Genomic DNA, 14,417 nt, shown 5'->3' with positions numbered 1-14,417 from the left:
TTATCCGATCGCTGCCGGCACGGCCTTCGCCTCGGAAAAGCTGGTCTATCCGCCGGCCTACCGCGAACTGGGCCTGGCACCGACGAACTGAGCGGCACCGCGTGCCGCTTTGCAGGCGCCGCCGCAGGGTGTAGCAAGCCGCCATGTCGCACCGCGCTTTCCACCCTGCCCGGACCCTGCCGCTTTCGGGTCTGCTTGTCCTCTGCCTGCTGCTGCTGCCGCTGCGTGCGGCGGCCTCGGACTGCGTGTTGCTGATCCATGGGCTTGGGCGCAGTGGCGCCTCCTTCACCGTGATGACGCAGGCGCTGCAGGCGCACGGCTACCGGGTCGAGAGGGTCGACTACCCCTCCACCCGGGATGAGGTTGCCCGACTGGCCGAGGGCTGGCTGCCGCAGGCCTTCGCCCGCTGCGGCGGGTGGGCCGACGTGGTGACCCATTCCATGGGCGGTATCCTGCTGCGGGCCTTCGTCGCCGCCGATCCGGATCGCGCCGCCCTGATCGACCGAGCCGTGATGCTCGGGCCGCCCAATCACGGCTCCGAGATCGTCGACACCTTCGGCGGGCTTGGCCTCTTTGCCGCGCTCAATGGGCCGGCAGGGCTCGAACTGGGCACCGAAGGTCTGCCCGACAGCCTGCCGCCGGTGCGGTTTCCCCTCGGCGTGATCTCGGGCAGCCAGAGCCTGAACCCGCTGTTCTCGGCGCTGATCAAGGGCGAAGATGATGGCAAGGTCTCGGTGGCCTCGACGCAGGTGGCGGGGCAGGCGGGACAGATCACTCTGCCGGTGACCCATACCTTCATGATGAACGACCCGCAGGTCATCGCTCAGACGCTGGCGTTCCTGGACAGCGGCGCCTTCCGCGAAGGTCTTTCCTGGGGCGCGGCGCTGCGCGAATTGCTGGAGACACCCTGATGCAGCTCACCCTGACCGGCGCCCGCGTGCTGCGCCCCGACGGCTGGTCCCGCGCGCCGCTCGGCATGGAGCACGGGCTGCTGAGCGATGACACGCCGGGGCGGCAGCTGGACCTCACGGGCTACTGGTTGCTGCCGGGCATCGTCGATGTTCATGGCGACGGCTTCGAGCGGCACCTGGCGCCCCGGCGCGGTGCGCTGTCCAGCCTGGAAGACGGCCTGGCCATGGCGGCGGCCGAGCTGGCGGTGAACGGCATCACCACGGCGATGCTGGCGCAGTTCTTCTCCTGGGAAGGGGGGATGCGCGGGCCCGATTTCGCCGAGGCGATGTGTGCCGCCCATGCCGCGCTCGCGCCTTCGCAGCCGATCGACCTGCGCCTGCAATTGCGGCTCGAGGTCGGCATGGCCGCTGAGTTCGACCGTGCCAGCGCGCTGATCCGCCAGCATGGCATCGGCTACGTGGTGCTGAACGATCACCTGCCGCACGCGGCGCTGCTGAAAGGCAAGCGGCCGCCCCGCCTGACCGGGCAGGCGCTGAAATCGGGCCGCAGCCCCGAGGCTCACCTGGCCCTGTTGCAGCGCCTGCACGAGGAGGTGCACGGCAATCCCGCCCCGGCCCGCGCCTTCATCGAGGCCCATCCCGGGGTGCTCTTCGGCAGCCACGACGACCAGTCGGCGGCGGATCGGGCGCATTGGGGCGATCTCGGTGCCGGGGTCGCCGAATTCCCCGAGACCGAAGAGGCGGCCCGCGCCGCCATCGCCCGGGGAGAGCCGGTGGTGCTGGGCGCACCCAACGTGGTGCGCGGCGGCTCCCATGCGGGCAAGGTCTCGGCGGCGGAGCTGGTCGGCCTGGGGCTCTGCACTGCGCTGGCCTCGGACTACCACTACCCGGCCCCGCGCCAGGCGGCGCTGAAGCTGGCGACAGAGATCGGCATCGAACGGGCCTGGGCGCTGGTCTCCTCCGGTCCCGCGGCAATGCTGGGGTTGCGCGATCGCGGAGAGCTAAGCCCCGGCAAACGCGCCGACGTGGTGGTGCTGGAGCCCGAAACGGGCCGTGTCGCCGCAACCTTTGCCGCCGGGCGGCTGGCCTGGCTTGGCGCCGAACTGGCCGAGGTCCTGCTGGGCTGAGCAGGCACGGGTCTGCCGCCCTCTCGGCTGTGCCTCACCCCCGCGCGTATTTTCGGCTTGGCGAGGAAGCGGGCGCGCACCCGGCTCTGGCCCGCCGCTAGGACAGGCCGGGGTGGGCGCGCTGCGGCGGTTCCTTCGCACCCCGGGCCCGCTCTATCCGAAGGCTGAAAATACTGCCGCCGGAGGCGATCAGCCGCAGGCTGATACCGGTGAGCGCCGGCGTCGCCTATTCGTGACGCGACGGGGTAACCGGAGGGGCCCCTGCGGGCATGCGCCCGCGGCGGCGTGCCATTCGGGGCCCGGCCTCGGGTTTCCGTGCACCGCCCCGATTGCCCCCTGCCGCAAATCCTCTATAAGTCCCATCTCCGAACCCCTTTGGAGGCAGGCAGATGAGCGCAATCAAGGTCGGTATCATCATGGGGAGCCAGTCCGACTGGCCGACGATGAAGGAGGCAGCCCTGATCCTGGATGAACTGGGCGTCGCCTATGAGACGAAGATCGTCTCGGCGCACCGGACCCCGGATCGCCTGTGGACCTACGGGAAGGAAGCCGCGGGCCGGGGCCTTCAGGTGATCATCGCCGGGGCCGGCGGGGCGGCGCATCTGCCCGGCATGATGGCCTCTAAGACCCGGGTGCCGGTGATCGGCGTGCCGGTGCAGACCCGGGCCCTGTCGGGTGTCGACAGCCTCTATTCCATCGTCCAGATGCCCAAGGGCTTCCCGGTCGCCACCATGGCCATCGGCGCGGCCGGAGCCGCCAATGCGGGTCTCATGGCGGCGGGTATCCTGGCCAATGCCGATGCCGATCTCGCCGCCCGCCTCGACGCCTGGCGCGCGGCGCTTTCGGCCTCCATTCCCGATGAGCCTGCCGATGACTGACATGCTTCCCACCGGCGCCACCATCGGCATCCTCGGCGGCGGCCAGCTGGGCCGCATGCTGGCCGTCGCGGCCTCCCGCCTCGGCCTGAAGACCCATATCTTCGAGCCCTCGGCCAACCCGCCTGCCGCCCAGGTCTGCGACGCCCTGACCACCGCCTCCTACGAGGACGAGGCCGCCCTGCGCGCCTTCGCCGAAGCGGTGGACGTGGTGACCTATGAATTCGAGAACATCCCCACCTCGGCGCTGGACGTGATCGAGGCGATCCGCCCGATCCGGCCGGGGCGCGAAGCGCTGCGGGTCAGCCAGGACCGGCTGACCGAGAAGGACTACCTCTCGGACCTCGGCCTGACAACGGCGCCCTACGCCGATATCACCGACTTCCCCTCGCTTGGCCGCGCGCTGGCCGAGTTCGGCACGCCGGCCATCCTGAAGACCCGCCGCTTCGGCTATGACGGCAAGGGCCAGGTGCGCATCACCGACCCCGCCGGCGCAGAAGAGGCGCTGGCCCAGCTGAAGGGCGCGCCCGCCGTGCTGGAAGGTTTCGTCGACTTCACCGCCGAGATCTCGGTCATCGCGGCGCGCGGACTCGACGGGTCGGTCTCGTGTTTCGATCCGGGCGAGAACGTCCATGCCGAGGGCATCCTGCGCACCACCACCGTGCCCGCGAAGATCCCCGCCAGCCTGCGCACCGATGCCATCCTGCTGGCCGCGCGCATCCTCAACGCGCTGGACTATGTCGGCGTCATGGGGGTCGAGCTGTTCGTCACGCCGCAGGGCCCGGTGGTCAACGAGATCGCGCCGCGGGTCCACAACTCGGGCCACTGGACCCAGAACGGCTGCGCCGTCGACCAGTTCGAGCAGCACATCCGCGCCGTGGCCGGCTGGCCGCTTGGCGACGGGCAGCGGCATTCGGACGTGGTGATGGAGAACCTGATCGGCGACGACATGGACCGGGTGCCCGAGCTGGCCGCCCGTGGCGGTGCCGCGCTGCATCTCTACGGCAAGGCCGAGACCCGGGCAGGCCGCAAGATGGGTCATGTGAACCTGGTCACGCCCAAGGCCTGACCGTGGATAGGCGCGTCGAAAGGTGCGCGCAGCCAGCAGACCAGAAGGGCGCCCCTCGGGGCGCCATCTTTCTTTCATGGGCCGCTTCCCATGGGCCGCTCGGCAGCCGGAAAGCCGGGCGCGCCCGGCCCGGGGTGGCCTCAGGCGATGATGTCGGGGGTCAGCCGGTCCTCGATCAGCGCGATTCGGTCCTTCAGCGCCAGCTTCTTCTTCTTTAGCCGCTGGATCGTCAGCCGGTCTGCCGAGGCCCGATCCTCGAGCGCGCGGATTGCCTCGTCGAGGTCGCGGTGCTCGGCGCGGAAGTGTTCCAGCTCGACCCGCAGCACCTCGTCGGTCTTCATCGAAAGGTCGGTGGGGGCATTCATGGCGGGACTCGCTTCACAGGTGGCTGGAGCTGCAGAATACCCGAAACGGGGCAATTCGCAAAAGCCTTGCAGCGGCCCGGGCCACTCCCCATATTATCGGGACAGGGCCTCGCCGACAGGGGGGCCGCACTGACGTCGCTTTTGCCAAGGACGCATGGAAATGAGCAAGCTGACCCTGGGGTCGCACCCCTATCTTCTGGGCTTCGAACAGCTGGAACGGCTGCTGGAGCGCAGCGCGAAGTCCGGTAACGAGGGCTATCCGCCCTTCAATATCGAACAGACATCCGAGAATTCCTATCGCATCACCCTGGCCGTGGCCGGGTTCCTCGAAGAGGATCTGGCGATCACGCTGGAGGACCGGCAACTGGTCATCCGTGGGCGACAGGGCGATGAGGGCGAAGGCCGGATCTTCCTGCACCGCGGAATCGCCACCCGCCAGTTCCAGCGCAGCTTCGTGCTGGCCGAGGGCGTCGAGGTCGGCGAGGCGGTGATGGAGAACGGATTGCTGCACGTGGACCTGACCCGGGCCGAGCCCGAGCGCGTCGTCCAGCGGATCAATATCCGCCGCAGCTGAGTTGAGTTGAAGAAAGGGGGTTCATGATGACCCAGAAGTACGATTTCGATCACCCCGCCCAGGCCCATGTGGCCGAGAAGATCGTCTATGTCCGCCCCGTCGAGGCGGCCGATCTGCCCGAGGAACTGCGCGAGCAGGTCGAGGGCATCGAGACCCTCTTTGCCGTTCACAACTCTGACGGCGAACGCCTGGCGCTGGTGGAAGATCGCCGCACCGCCTTCATCCTGGCGCGCGAGAACGATCTTGCGCCGGTGACGGTGCACTGAAGCCGGTGGCATGAAGCCGGGCGCGATGCGCCCAAGCGATCATCAACGGCCCGCCCTTCGGTGGGCCGTTCTGCATTCCGGGAAAGGAAAAGGCCCCGCCGGATCAGCGGGGCCTTCTTGTCTTGCGGGGCCGGGCGCTCAGCCCTCCAGGCCCCATCCGTCGGGGGCAAAGCCGTGTTCCAGCGCGGCGCGGGTGGCCGTTTCCTCTCCGATCCAGATGCCGTCGGCCGAGATCGCCTGATCCGGCAGCGTGGCGATCAGGTAGGGGGTGTCTGCTTCTTCGTCATCGTCGATGTACTGGCACTCGAAGCCTTGCAGGGTCAGCGCCTCGGCGAGGGGGCGCCAGTCGGCTTCCTCGGAGGTGGCGATGAGGAAGTAATCCACATCCGCCACCTCGGGCAGCCCGTGCTCGGCCTGCATCTCGTTGTAGACCGCGCGGGTCTCGGCCTGCTGACTGGAGAAATCGTGGCTCATCGGATCACTCGTTCTCGGCCAGGAAACGCTCGGCATCGAGCGCGGCCATGCAGCCCATGCCCGCCGAGGTCACGGCCTGGCGGTACTTGTGGTCGGTCAGGTCGCCGGCGGCGAAGACACCGGGCACCGAGGTCTCGGTCGAGCCCGGCTTGACGCTGACATAGCCGCCGTTGTGCAGCTCCAGCTGGTCCTTGACCAGTTCGCTGGCCGGCGCATGGCCGATGGCGACGAAGACGCCCTTGGCGGGGATCTCGGTCACCACGCCGGTGTCGACGTGTTTCACCTTGATGCCGGTGACGCCCTTGGGGTTGTCCTCGCCCACGACCTCTTCGAGGACGTGATGCCAGAGCGGCTCGATCTTGGGGTTCTTCATCAGGCGGTCGATCAGGATCTTCTCGGCGCGCAGCTCGTCGCGGCGGTGGATCAGGGTGACCTTCGAGGCGAAGTTGGTCAGGAACAGCGCCTCTTCGACAGCGGTGTTGCCGCCGCCGATCACCACGATCTCCTGGCCGCGGTAGAAGAAGCCGTCGCAGGTGGCGCAGGCCGAGACGCCGAAGCCCTTGAAGGCCTCTTCGCTTTCCAGACCCAGCCACTTGGCACGGGCGCCGGTGGCAAGGATCACCGCGTCGGCGACATAGTCGGTGCCGCTATCGCCCTTCGCGACGAAGGGCCGCTTGGACAGGTCCAGATCGGTGATGATGTCGCCGATGATCTCGGTGCCCATGGCGCGGGCGTGGGCCTCCATGTTGACCATCAGGTCGGGGCCCTGGATCTCGGTGTGGCCGGGCCAGTTCTCGACCTCGGTGGTGGTGGTCAGCTGGCCGCCGGGCTCGATCCCCTGGACCAGGATGGGTTCCAGCATGGCACGGCTGGCATAGACCGCGGCGGTATAGCCCGCCGGGCCGGAGCCGATGATCAGAACCTTGGTCTTGCGCGTCTCGGACATTCTCGGCATCCCCCGGAAAGAAAACTCATGCCTACTTAAGCCCCGCCCCGAGGCCATGCAAGGCAGGCTAGGCAGGGCCATCGAGGCAGCGGGACGCCCGAGAAAAACCAAAAACCGCCGCCTATACGACCGGATGTTGCGCAAAGGGGAAACTTTATTGCGTCAGCCTCGGGGGGTGATATAAGAAATGCAATCTTCCGGAGAAAGACATGCCTGGCAGCAAGCTGGACCCCATCGACAGAAAGATCCTGGCCGAACTGCAGGCCGACGGTCGCATGACCAATGTTGAGCTGGCCAAGCGGGTCGGCATCTCGGCGCCGCCCTGCCTGCGGCGGGTGCGCACCCTGGAAGAGCAGGGCTTCATCCGCGGCTACCACGCCGAGGTCGACAGCCGCGAGCTGGGCTTCGAGGTGCAGGTCTTTGCCATGGTCGGGCTGCAGAGCCAGGCCGAGGCCGACCTGGTCGCCTTCGAGAAGCGCTGCCGCGACTGGCCGCTGGTCCGCGAATGCCACATGCTGAACGGCGAAGTGGACTTCATCCTGAAGTGCGTCGCGCCGGACCTCTCGACCTTCCAGACCTTCCTGACCGGCGACCTGACCTCGGCCGACAACGTGGCCAGCGTCAAGACTTCGCTGGTGATCCGCTGTGCCAAGGACGAACCCGGCGTGCCCTTCGAGGTGCTGGAAGATCGCCTGAAGCGCGACGCCTGAGCCCTGCGGAAACAGGTAAACGACAACGGCCCCCGCCTGAGCGAGGGCCGTTCTGCATTCGGCCCGGGTCTGTGCCTGAGCCGTTTCGCCGTCGCGCCGGGTGACCCGCTCAGGCCGCCTTGGCCGCCGCGTCGCGCAGGCGCGCGACGGGGCCGCGCTTTGCCTCGGGGGCGGCAGGTTTCCGGCGGGTCTGCTTGGCGGTCTTGATCGCGGATTGCATCCAGCGCTTCGACTTCTGATCCATCTGGGTCACCTTCCGTTTCGCGTGCCGGGAGGACCCGACCGTTCATGCTTTGGTTAACCATGGCCTGCCAATAGGGCGAGGTTTGGATGAATTATGTCGAATTCAAGGATTCTCGACCTGCGGCGGGACGGCCGAAAGCGCGGCCAGGCCGAGGTCAGAGCCGGATCGTCGAGATGAGCCGGCCGTAGTCCACCTCGCCCGCATGAGTCGTGCGGCGGTACGAGAAAAAGCGCTCGGGGTCGCTGTAGGTGCAGTGGCGGATCCATTGGGCCTCGGCGATGCCGGCGCTGCGCAGGCGGTGCAGCCCGTAGGAGGGCAGGTCGAACTGCAGCCGGTCGCCTTCGCCATTGGCAAAGAAGCGCGCGTTCCCGGGATCATCGTCCATGAAGTCGTCGAAGAATTCCGGGCCGACCTCGTAGGCCTGCTGGCTGATGGTGGGGCCGATGACAGCGCGGATGCGGTCGCGCGCGGCGCCCAGCCCGACCATGCAGTCGATGGTGGCTTCCAGCACCCCGTCGCGGGCGCCGCGCCAACCGGCATGGGCCGCGCCGATCACCCCGCCCTCGGTGTCGGCGAAGAGCACCGGCTGGCAGTCGGCGGTCAGCACCGACAGCACGACGCCCGGCGTCGCGGTGGCCATGCCATCGGCCTCGGGCGCCGGCGACTGCGGCGTGTCGATGGCCACGGCACGGGCGGAATGCACCTGGCGGACAGCGGCCAGCGCCTCGGGGGCGGCCTCCATCGCGGCGGCGACGCGGGCGCGGTTGATCGCCACGATCTCAGCCTGGTCCGAGGAGCCCGTGCCGCAGTTCAATCCCGAGAAGATGCCCGAAGAGGCGCCGCCCCGGCGGGTGAAAAACCCGTGCCGCAGCGGAGCAAGCGCCGGAGAAGTGAGGATTTCCAGGGTCATGGTCTCTCTGGGATCGGTGTCTTGGGGTGCAGGCCGGGGCAGGTGCCGGCAGTGGGCCGGGTTGCCGGCGCATTCCGGCAACGCGAGGGTGTCAGAACCTGATCCCCGGTTCCAGCCCCGGTGGCGGGCGTTGGCCCGGCGGGATCAGCGCGAGAATCTTGAAGAGCGTCCCCATTTCCTCAGGGTGGGTCAAGCGGCGATGTGCGCTGACGTGACTGTCCAGCGCGGCGCCGCTCAGCCCCTTTGCCAGGGCCTGGGCGCGGGCGGTGATGCCCAGCCGTTCGAGGAAGACGCCCTGGGTCTCCAGCCGCGTGGCGGCAGCGGGCAGGGCGGCCCGGGCGATCTCGGCAAAGTCGACATGGGCGGTCAGATCGGCCTCGCCCGGGGTCTCGAAGGGATCGGCGGGGGCCTTGTCGCGCAGGGCCTGCAGCGTGTCGCCCAGAGAGCGCCAACCGCCGTAGTCGACCAGCAGAGCGACCCCACCGTGGCGTGCCACATGGGCGCCGATGGCCCGGCCCCAGCCCTGCGCGGCCTCTGAGATCTCGACGATGTCGCCGCTGCGGGTATCGCCCAGCCGGTAGTCCAGCGCCGGCAGGGCCCGGGGCTCGGCGTAGCCGGGTGTCAGCCCCTGCAGGCCGCGCTCGACCCGGCGTTCTTCCCACAGGTCGCCCTCGGCGCGGCGGAATTGGCGGATCGGCAGGGCATCGAGGAACTCGTTGGCGACGAGGAACAGCGGGATGCCGGGCAGGCCGGTCAGATCCTCGCGCCAGCCCAGGTCGAAGCCCTCCAGCGTGGTGCGCTGGATCGCGCGCAGGCGGGGCGACGCCTCGACCAGCAGGATCCGCATCGCCGCATGGAAGCCCGGTACGTGGCGGGTCGCGCGCAGGATGTCGGCCATCAGCGTGCCGCGTCCCGGCCCCAGCTCGGCCAGCAGGAAGGCAGGGGCAGAGCCCTGGTCCATCCAGCACTGCGCCAGCGACAGGCCCAGAAGCTCTCCGAACATCTGCGATATCTCGGGGGCAGTGGTGAAATCGCCATCGGTCCCGATCGAGGGGCGGGTGGTGTAATAGCCGAAATCGGGATCCAGCAGGCAGGCCTGCATGTAGGCGTCGATGCCAAGCGGGCCGTCCTCGGCGATCCGGGCGACCAGCTTTGCCTGCAGGGTGCTCATGGGGCTCATGGGGCCAGCGGTTGCTTGCGGAAGGACAGGGCGATCAGCGCCAGGCCGATCAGGACCATGGGCAGGGACAGCAGCTGGCCCATGGTCAGCCCGAGGCTCTCGGTCAGGCGCAGCACATGGCCATGGGGATTGCCCGGGGTGATGAACTGGGCATCGGCCAGCCGGAAGAACTCGACCACGAAGCGGGCGATGCCGTAGCCGGCGACGAAGACCCCGGTCAGCCGCCAGGGGCTGCGCAGGGTGCGGGTGCCGAAGGCCAGCCAGAGGAGCAGCAGCCCCAGCACCAGCCCCTCGAGCCCCGCCTCGTAGAGCTGCGAGGGATGGCGGGCGCAGAGCCCCTCCACGCCGGGGCAGTCCTGCGCCGCGGGGCCGGGGAAGATCACCGCCCAGGGTGCCTCGGAGGGGCGGCCCCAGAGCTCGGCGTTGATGAAGTTGGCGATGCGGCCCAGCATCAGGCCCGCCGGTGCGGCCAGGGCCAGCATGTCGGCGGTCTGGCCCAGCGGGATGGCGTTGCGGCGGCAGAAGACCAGCGCCGCGACGCAGACGCCGAGGAAGCCGCCGTGGAAGGCCATGCCGCCGTTCCAGACCTGCAGGATCTCGAGCGGGTGCGACAGGTAGTAGCCGGGCTGGTAGAACAGCACGAAGCCCAGCCGTCCGCCGATGATCACCCCGAGGATCAGCCAGGTCACCAGGTCGTCCAGCTGCTCGCGCCGCATCGGCGCCGTGGCATGGGGCCAGAGCCGCGCCCGGCCAAGCGCGGCACGGGCCAGCACGTAGCCCAGCAGGATGCCGACCAGGTAGGCCATTGCATACCAGCGCAGGGCAAACTCCATGCCGAAGAGCTGGATCGAGAAGATCTCGGGTGAAATGTCGGGGAAGGGGATTACGGCGCGCATTCGGGCTATCTGCCTGTGCTCGGGATTGACTGTCAAGCGGCCGCAGCGCGCCGTGGCGGGTTGAGGCCGCGCCCATTGAGCCCCATATTACCGGGCAAGGTAACACTTACATGCGAGAGACCCATGCAGACCCGTTCCAAGTTCTTCGACGACATGTCGCAGCTGATGACCAATGCCATGGGTGTCGCCCAGGGCGCCAAGGACGAGGCGGAAACCGCCTTCAACTCGATGGTCGACCGCTGGCTGGCCGACCGTGATTTCGTGACCCGCGAGGAATTCGACGCGGTGCGCACCATGGCCCAGAAGGCGCGCGAGGAAAACGCTACGCTGAAGGCCCGCCTGGACGCGCTGGAAGCCGCCTCCAAGATCGAGTGACCGAACGACCCCGGCATGACGGCTCCGGCAGGACGGCCCCGCAGAGCGCGGCCTGACCGCAGGCGAGCCGTTTCGGCAAGAGAAAAGGGCCCGGCGTAACGCGCGGGCCCTTTGTCGTTTCTCCGGTTGTTGTTTCGCCGAGTGCCGGGGCCCATGGTCGCGGGGGCGCGAACAAGGGCCGGAGAACAGGCGCCGACTAGCAGGCCTTGTCCCCGGTCTGCGTCACCCGTCCGCTCTGGGCCTCGGGGAAGCTTTTCAGCGCTGCGCCCAGCATCAGGGCGACGACCTTGTCGGTGCGGTCGCAGGTGTCGCGGCTGCTTGCGCTGGCCTCGAAGACGGGCTGGCCGCTGCGGGCATCGCGCATCGTGACGCTGATCTGGCGGGGATAGACTGTGCGGGTCTCGTACTCGGTCCGGTAGCCGATGGTGCCGCGGATCGGCACGGTCTGCAGGACGCCCTCGCGTACTTCGCGGGTCTCGTAACCGATGATGCCCTGGATGGGCACCCGCACCGGGTAGCGCTCGGTCTCGGCCGCACCGGCGGCATAGGAGAAGCGGGCCAGCAGCCGCGCCTCGCCGCGCGGCACCGAGGCATAGCCGCGCGCGGCGAGCACCCCGGCGAGGCTTTCGGCATTGCTGCGCCAGGCCAGGCTGTCGCCGCTCATGCCCGGGCCGGGCGCGATATGCACGGTCTTCGGTGCGAGGTCGGCGGGGATGACGGAATAGCCCTCGACGGTCGAGGTGACGCTGGTACAGGCCGCGAGCAGCAGCACCAGCGCGGCGGAAAGGGCGGGGATCAGGCGCATGGGCCCTCCGGAAATGCAGGTATTCAAATCGGCGCCACTCTAGCGCGGGGTGGCGCTCATGCAAACGCCCGCCGGTGAGGGCGGGCGTTCTCGGCGGATCACGACTTGTTGTTCCGCCGCGATGGTTCAGGGGCCGGATCGAGACGACCCGGGCGGCCTCAGATGCAGGCTTCGACCACCGGCTTCAGATTTTCCGGCGTCAGGGTGACCGGGTTGCCCCCGCAGGAGGGATCTTCCAGCGCCATGGCGACGATATCGTCGATCCGGTCGCCGGTAACGCCAAGGGCGGACAGCTTGCGCGGGATGCCGAGGCGATCGTTCAACTTCTGCACGTAGTCGCGGAAGCCGTCGAAGCCGCCCTCGATGCCGAGGTAGGGTGCGGCCTCGTCGAAGCGGCTGCGGATCTTGTCGGCGTTCAGCTCAAGCACGGCGGGCATGCAGATCGCATTGGTGGTGCCGTGGTGGGTGTTGAACAGCGCCCCGACCGGGTGAGAGATCGCGTGGATTGCGCCCAGGCCCTTCTGGAAGGCGGTGGCGCCCATCATGGCGGCGGACATCATCTGCGCGCGGGCTTCGATGTCGGTGCCGTCCTCGAAGGCGCGGGGCAGGTAGTCGACGACCAGCCGCATGCCCTCAAGCGCGATGCCCTGGGACATCGGATGATAATGGGGGCTGCTGAAGGCCTCGACGCAATGGGCAAAGGCGTCAAGGCCGGTGCCGGCAGTGATGAAGCCCGGCATGCCGACGGTCAGCTCGGGGTCGCAGATGACGACGGCGGGCAGGACCTTCGGGTGGAAGATGATCTTCTTCACGTGGGTTTCGGAGTTGGTGATGACGCTGGCGCGCCCCACTTCCGAACCGGTGCCGGCGGTGGTCGGTACGGCCACGATGGGCGCGATGCCGGCCGGGTCGGCGCGGGTCCACCAGTCGCCGATGTCCTCGAAGTCCCAGACGGGCCGGGTCTGGCCGGCCATGAAGGCCACCATCTTGGCCAGGTCCAGCCCCGAGCCGCCGCCGAAGGCGATCACGCCGTCATGGCCACCCTCGCGGTAGACCTTCAGGCCTTCTTCCAGGTTCTTCTCGGTCGGGTTGGCATCCACGCCCGAGAACATGGCACGGCCCAGGCCGCCCGCGACCATCAGGTCGAGGGTCTTCTGGGTGATGTCCATCGAGGCCAGGCCGCGGTCGGTGACCAGCAGCGGCTTGCGGATGTTCGCCGCGGCGCAGGCCTCGGCGATCTCGGCAATGCGTCCGGCGCCGAAGCGGATGGCGGTCGGGTAGGACCAGTTTGCGGTGAGGGTCATCAGGGGTTCCTCAGGCTTTGCGGTAATGATGCGACTTGGGACGGGTCAGGGCCATGTAGCCCAGTTCGGACAGGCCCTGGCCATGGCCGGTCTGCTTGCAGCCGGTCCAGCACAGCGCCGGGTCGAGGTAATCGCAGCGGTTCATGAAGACGGTGCCCGTCTGCAGGCGCGGCGCGATGGCGTTCATCGCGTCGATATCCCTGGTGAAGATCGCCGCCGTCAGGCCGTACTGGCAATCGTTCATCAGGGCGATGGCCTCTTCGTCGTCCTTGACCGGCATGATGCCGACCACGGGGCCGAAGCTTTCCTCGCGCATGACTTCCATGTCGTGGGTCACTTCGGTCAGGATCTGCGGCGTCAGGTAGGCGCCGCCGTCATCGGCCTCCATGGGCTCGATATGGGCCTTGGCGCCCTGGGCGACGGCGTCCTCGATCTGGGCGCGGACGGTGGCGGCGAAGCGCACGTTGGCCATCGGGCCGATGGTGGTCGCGGCGTCCAGCGGGTTGCCCAGCTTCTGCGCCTTCACCCAGGCCACTGCCTTCTCGACGAAAGCGTCATAGAGGCTCTCGTGGACGTAGATGCGTTCCATGCCGCAGCAGCACTGGCCGGCGTTGAACATCGCACCATCCATCAGCCCGTCGACAGCCGCGTCGAGGTCGGCATCGGCGCGGACATAGCCCGGATCCTTGCCGCCCAGCTCGGTGGCCACCGGCGTGAAGGTGCCGGCTGCGTCGCGTTCCACCTGCTGGCCGCCGCGGACAGAGCCGGTGAAGTTGATGAAGTCGAAGAGGTTGTCCGCGATCAGTGCCGAGCTCACGTCATGGCTCAGCACCATGTTCTGGAACACCGCCTCGGGCACGCCGGCGGCGTGGAAGGCTTCGGCCAGGTGCTCGCCGACCTTCAGGGTCTGGGTCGCGTGCTTCAGCACCACCGCGTTGCCCGCGATCAGGGCGGGGGCAATGGTGTTGATGGCGGTCATGTAGGGGTAGTTCCACGGCGCGATCACGTAGACCAGGCCCTGGGGTTCGCGGGTCAGCTTGCGGGTGAAGCTGTCGCTGTCCTCGATGACTTTGGGTGCCAGCGCCGCTTCGGCGATCGAGGCCATGTAGAGCGCGCGCTCTTCAAAGCCGCCGAATTCGCCGCCGTAGCGCACGGGGCGGCCCATCTGGTGGGCCAGTTCTTCGGTCATCCGCTCCTTCTGGGAGCCGATGATCGCGACGGCCTTCTTCACCATCTCGATCCGCTCGGCCAGGGGGCGGGCAGCCCATGCGGGCTGCGCCGCACGGGCGGCCTCGATGGCCGCGCGGGCGGCCGCTTCCGAAACATACTCCCGCGACAGGTAGACAGACCCGTCGACAGGAGAAATCAGATCCACTTTGCTCATCG

At 68.4% G+C, this 14,417-nt stretch carries 18 protein-coding genes; 8 read left to right on the top strand and 10 right to left on the bottom strand.

All coding sequences use genetic code 11. The features are described from left to right. Positions 1-143: 143 nt before the first annotated feature. The 4 genes from OS124_RS0103670 to OS124_RS0103655 all read left to right on the top strand — a co-directional run bounded on the left by OS124_RS0103670 (position 144) and on the right by OS124_RS0103655 (position 3,982). The gene (locus OS124_RS0103670; RefSeq protein ID WP_010137982.1) at positions 144-911 is read left to right on the top strand and encodes an alpha/beta fold hydrolase; all 768 of its coding nucleotides are present in this window, start codon (positions 144-146) and stop codon (positions 909-911) included. Further along, positions 911-2,038: an alpha-D-ribose 1-methylphosphonate 5-triphosphate diphosphatase gene (locus tag OS124_RS0103665; protein WP_010137981.1), complete on the top strand. Its 1,128-nt coding sequence runs from the start codon at positions 911-913 to the stop codon at positions 2,036-2,038. Before OS124_RS0103670 ends, OS124_RS0103665 begins: the two co-directional genes overlap by 1 nt. A 389-nt stretch (positions 2,039-2,427) precedes the next feature. Then, on the top strand, positions 2,428-2,916 hold the full coding sequence (gene purE / locus OS124_RS0103660; RefSeq protein WP_010137979.1) for a 5-(carboxyamino)imidazole ribonucleotide mutase: 489 nt from the start codon (positions 2,428-2,430) through the stop codon (positions 2,914-2,916). After that, a complete protein-coding gene (locus tag OS124_RS0103655; RefSeq protein ID WP_010137978.1) occupies positions 2,909-3,982 on the top strand; it encodes a 5-(carboxyamino)imidazole ribonucleotide synthase in 1,074 nt (357 codons plus the stop codon). Before purE ends, OS124_RS0103655 begins: the two co-directional genes overlap by 8 nt. A 140-nt stretch (positions 3,983-4,122) precedes the next feature. On the opposite strand, the gene OS124_RS0103650 is transcribed toward OS124_RS0103655, so the two are convergent. Next, positions 4,123-4,347 carry a YdcH family protein gene (locus OS124_RS0103650; RefSeq protein WP_010137977.1) on the bottom strand — a complete coding sequence of 75 codons (225 nt, stop codon included), beginning with the start codon at positions 4,345-4,347 and terminating at the stop codon, positions 4,123-4,125. 160 nt (positions 4,348-4,507) lie between these two features. Here OS124_RS0103650 and OS124_RS0103645 point away from each other — a divergent pair, with 160 nt between their 5' ends. Continuing rightward, positions 4,508-4,921 carry an Hsp20 family protein gene (locus OS124_RS0103645; RefSeq protein ID WP_010137976.1) on the top strand — a complete coding sequence of 138 codons (414 nt, stop codon included), beginning with the start codon at positions 4,508-4,510 and terminating at the stop codon, positions 4,919-4,921. Positions 4,922-4,947: 26 nt separating this feature from the next. Then, complete coding sequence (locus OS124_RS0103640) at positions 4,948-5,187, top strand: DUF1150 family protein (protein WP_029375141.1); 240 nt, start codon at positions 4,948-4,950, stop codon at positions 5,185-5,187. 138 nt (positions 5,188-5,325) lie between these two features. Here the strand turns inward: OS124_RS0103640 and OS124_RS0103635 are convergent, their stop codons facing one another. After that, on the bottom strand, positions 5,326-5,661 hold the full coding sequence (locus OS124_RS0103635) for a ribonuclease E inhibitor RraB (protein WP_010137974.1): 336 nt from the start codon (positions 5,659-5,661) through the stop codon (positions 5,326-5,328). 4 nt (positions 5,662-5,665) lie between these two features. After that, complete coding sequence (trxB, locus tag OS124_RS0103630) at positions 5,666-6,607, bottom strand: thioredoxin-disulfide reductase (protein WP_010137973.1); 942 nt, start codon at positions 6,605-6,607, stop codon at positions 5,666-5,668. Between the two features lie 209 nt (positions 6,608-6,816). Between trxB and OS124_RS0103625 the strand changes: the two genes are divergently transcribed. Continuing rightward, complete coding sequence (locus OS124_RS0103625) at positions 6,817-7,317, top strand: Lrp/AsnC family transcriptional regulator (protein ID WP_010137971.1); 501 nt, start codon at positions 6,817-6,819, stop codon at positions 7,315-7,317. Between the two features lie 109 nt (positions 7,318-7,426). Here OS124_RS0103625 and OS124_RS28150 read toward each other — a convergent pair whose 3' ends face one another. From OS124_RS28150 to lgt, 4 genes are all read right to left on the bottom strand, one after another. After that, a complete protein-coding gene (locus OS124_RS28150; protein ID WP_272941939.1) occupies positions 7,427-7,561 on the bottom strand; it encodes a hypothetical protein in 135 nt (44 codons plus the stop codon). A gap of 154 nt (positions 7,562-7,715) precedes the next feature. Next, a complete protein-coding gene (gene pgeF, locus OS124_RS0103615) occupies positions 7,716-8,471 on the bottom strand; it encodes a peptidoglycan editing factor PgeF (protein ID WP_010137970.1) in 756 nt (251 codons plus the stop codon). A 91-nt stretch (positions 8,472-8,562) separates the two neighbouring features. After that, the gene (locus OS124_RS0103610) at positions 8,563-9,642 is read right to left on the bottom strand and encodes a class I SAM-dependent methyltransferase (RefSeq protein WP_010137969.1); all 1,080 of its coding nucleotides are present in this window, start codon (positions 9,640-9,642) and stop codon (positions 8,563-8,565) included. A 5-nt stretch (positions 9,643-9,647) separates the two neighbouring features. Beyond that, on the bottom strand, positions 9,648-10,547 hold the full coding sequence (gene lgt / locus OS124_RS0103605) for a prolipoprotein diacylglyceryl transferase (RefSeq protein WP_010137968.1): 900 nt from the start codon (positions 10,545-10,547) through the stop codon (positions 9,648-9,650). A gap of 123 nt (positions 10,548-10,670) precedes the next feature. On the opposite strand from lgt, the gene OS124_RS0103600 reads away from it, so the two are divergent. Continuing rightward, positions 10,671-10,922, top strand: a complete 252-nt coding sequence (locus OS124_RS0103600) for an accessory factor UbiK family protein (protein WP_010137967.1) — start codon at positions 10,671-10,673, stop codon at positions 10,920-10,922. 196 nt (positions 10,923-11,118) lie between these two features. Here the strand turns inward: OS124_RS0103600 and OS124_RS0103595 are convergent, their stop codons facing one another. From OS124_RS0103595 to OS124_RS0103585, 3 genes are all read right to left on the bottom strand, one after another. After that, positions 11,119-11,727 (bottom strand): DUF4136 domain-containing protein, encoded by a 609-nt coding sequence (locus OS124_RS0103595; RefSeq protein WP_010137966.1) that lies wholly within the window; start codon positions 11,725-11,727, stop codon positions 11,119-11,121. 158 nt (positions 11,728-11,885) lie between these two features. Next, positions 11,886-13,031 carry an iron-containing alcohol dehydrogenase gene (locus OS124_RS0103590; protein WP_010137965.1) on the bottom strand — a complete coding sequence of 382 codons (1,146 nt, stop codon included), beginning with the start codon at positions 13,029-13,031 and terminating at the stop codon, positions 11,886-11,888. A gap of 10 nt (positions 13,032-13,041) precedes the next feature. Next, positions 13,042-14,415: an aldehyde dehydrogenase family protein gene (locus tag OS124_RS0103585; protein WP_010137964.1), complete on the bottom strand. Its 1,374-nt coding sequence runs from the start codon at positions 14,413-14,415 to the stop codon at positions 13,042-13,044. Positions 14,416-14,417: the final 2 nt, after the last annotated feature.

The organism is Oceanicola sp. S124, from assembly GCF_000220565.1.
GTDB lineage: Bacteria > Pseudomonadota > Alphaproteobacteria > Rhodobacterales > Rhodobacteraceae > Pseudooceanicola.
This window is presented reverse-complemented; position numbering and strand designations above follow the sequence as displayed.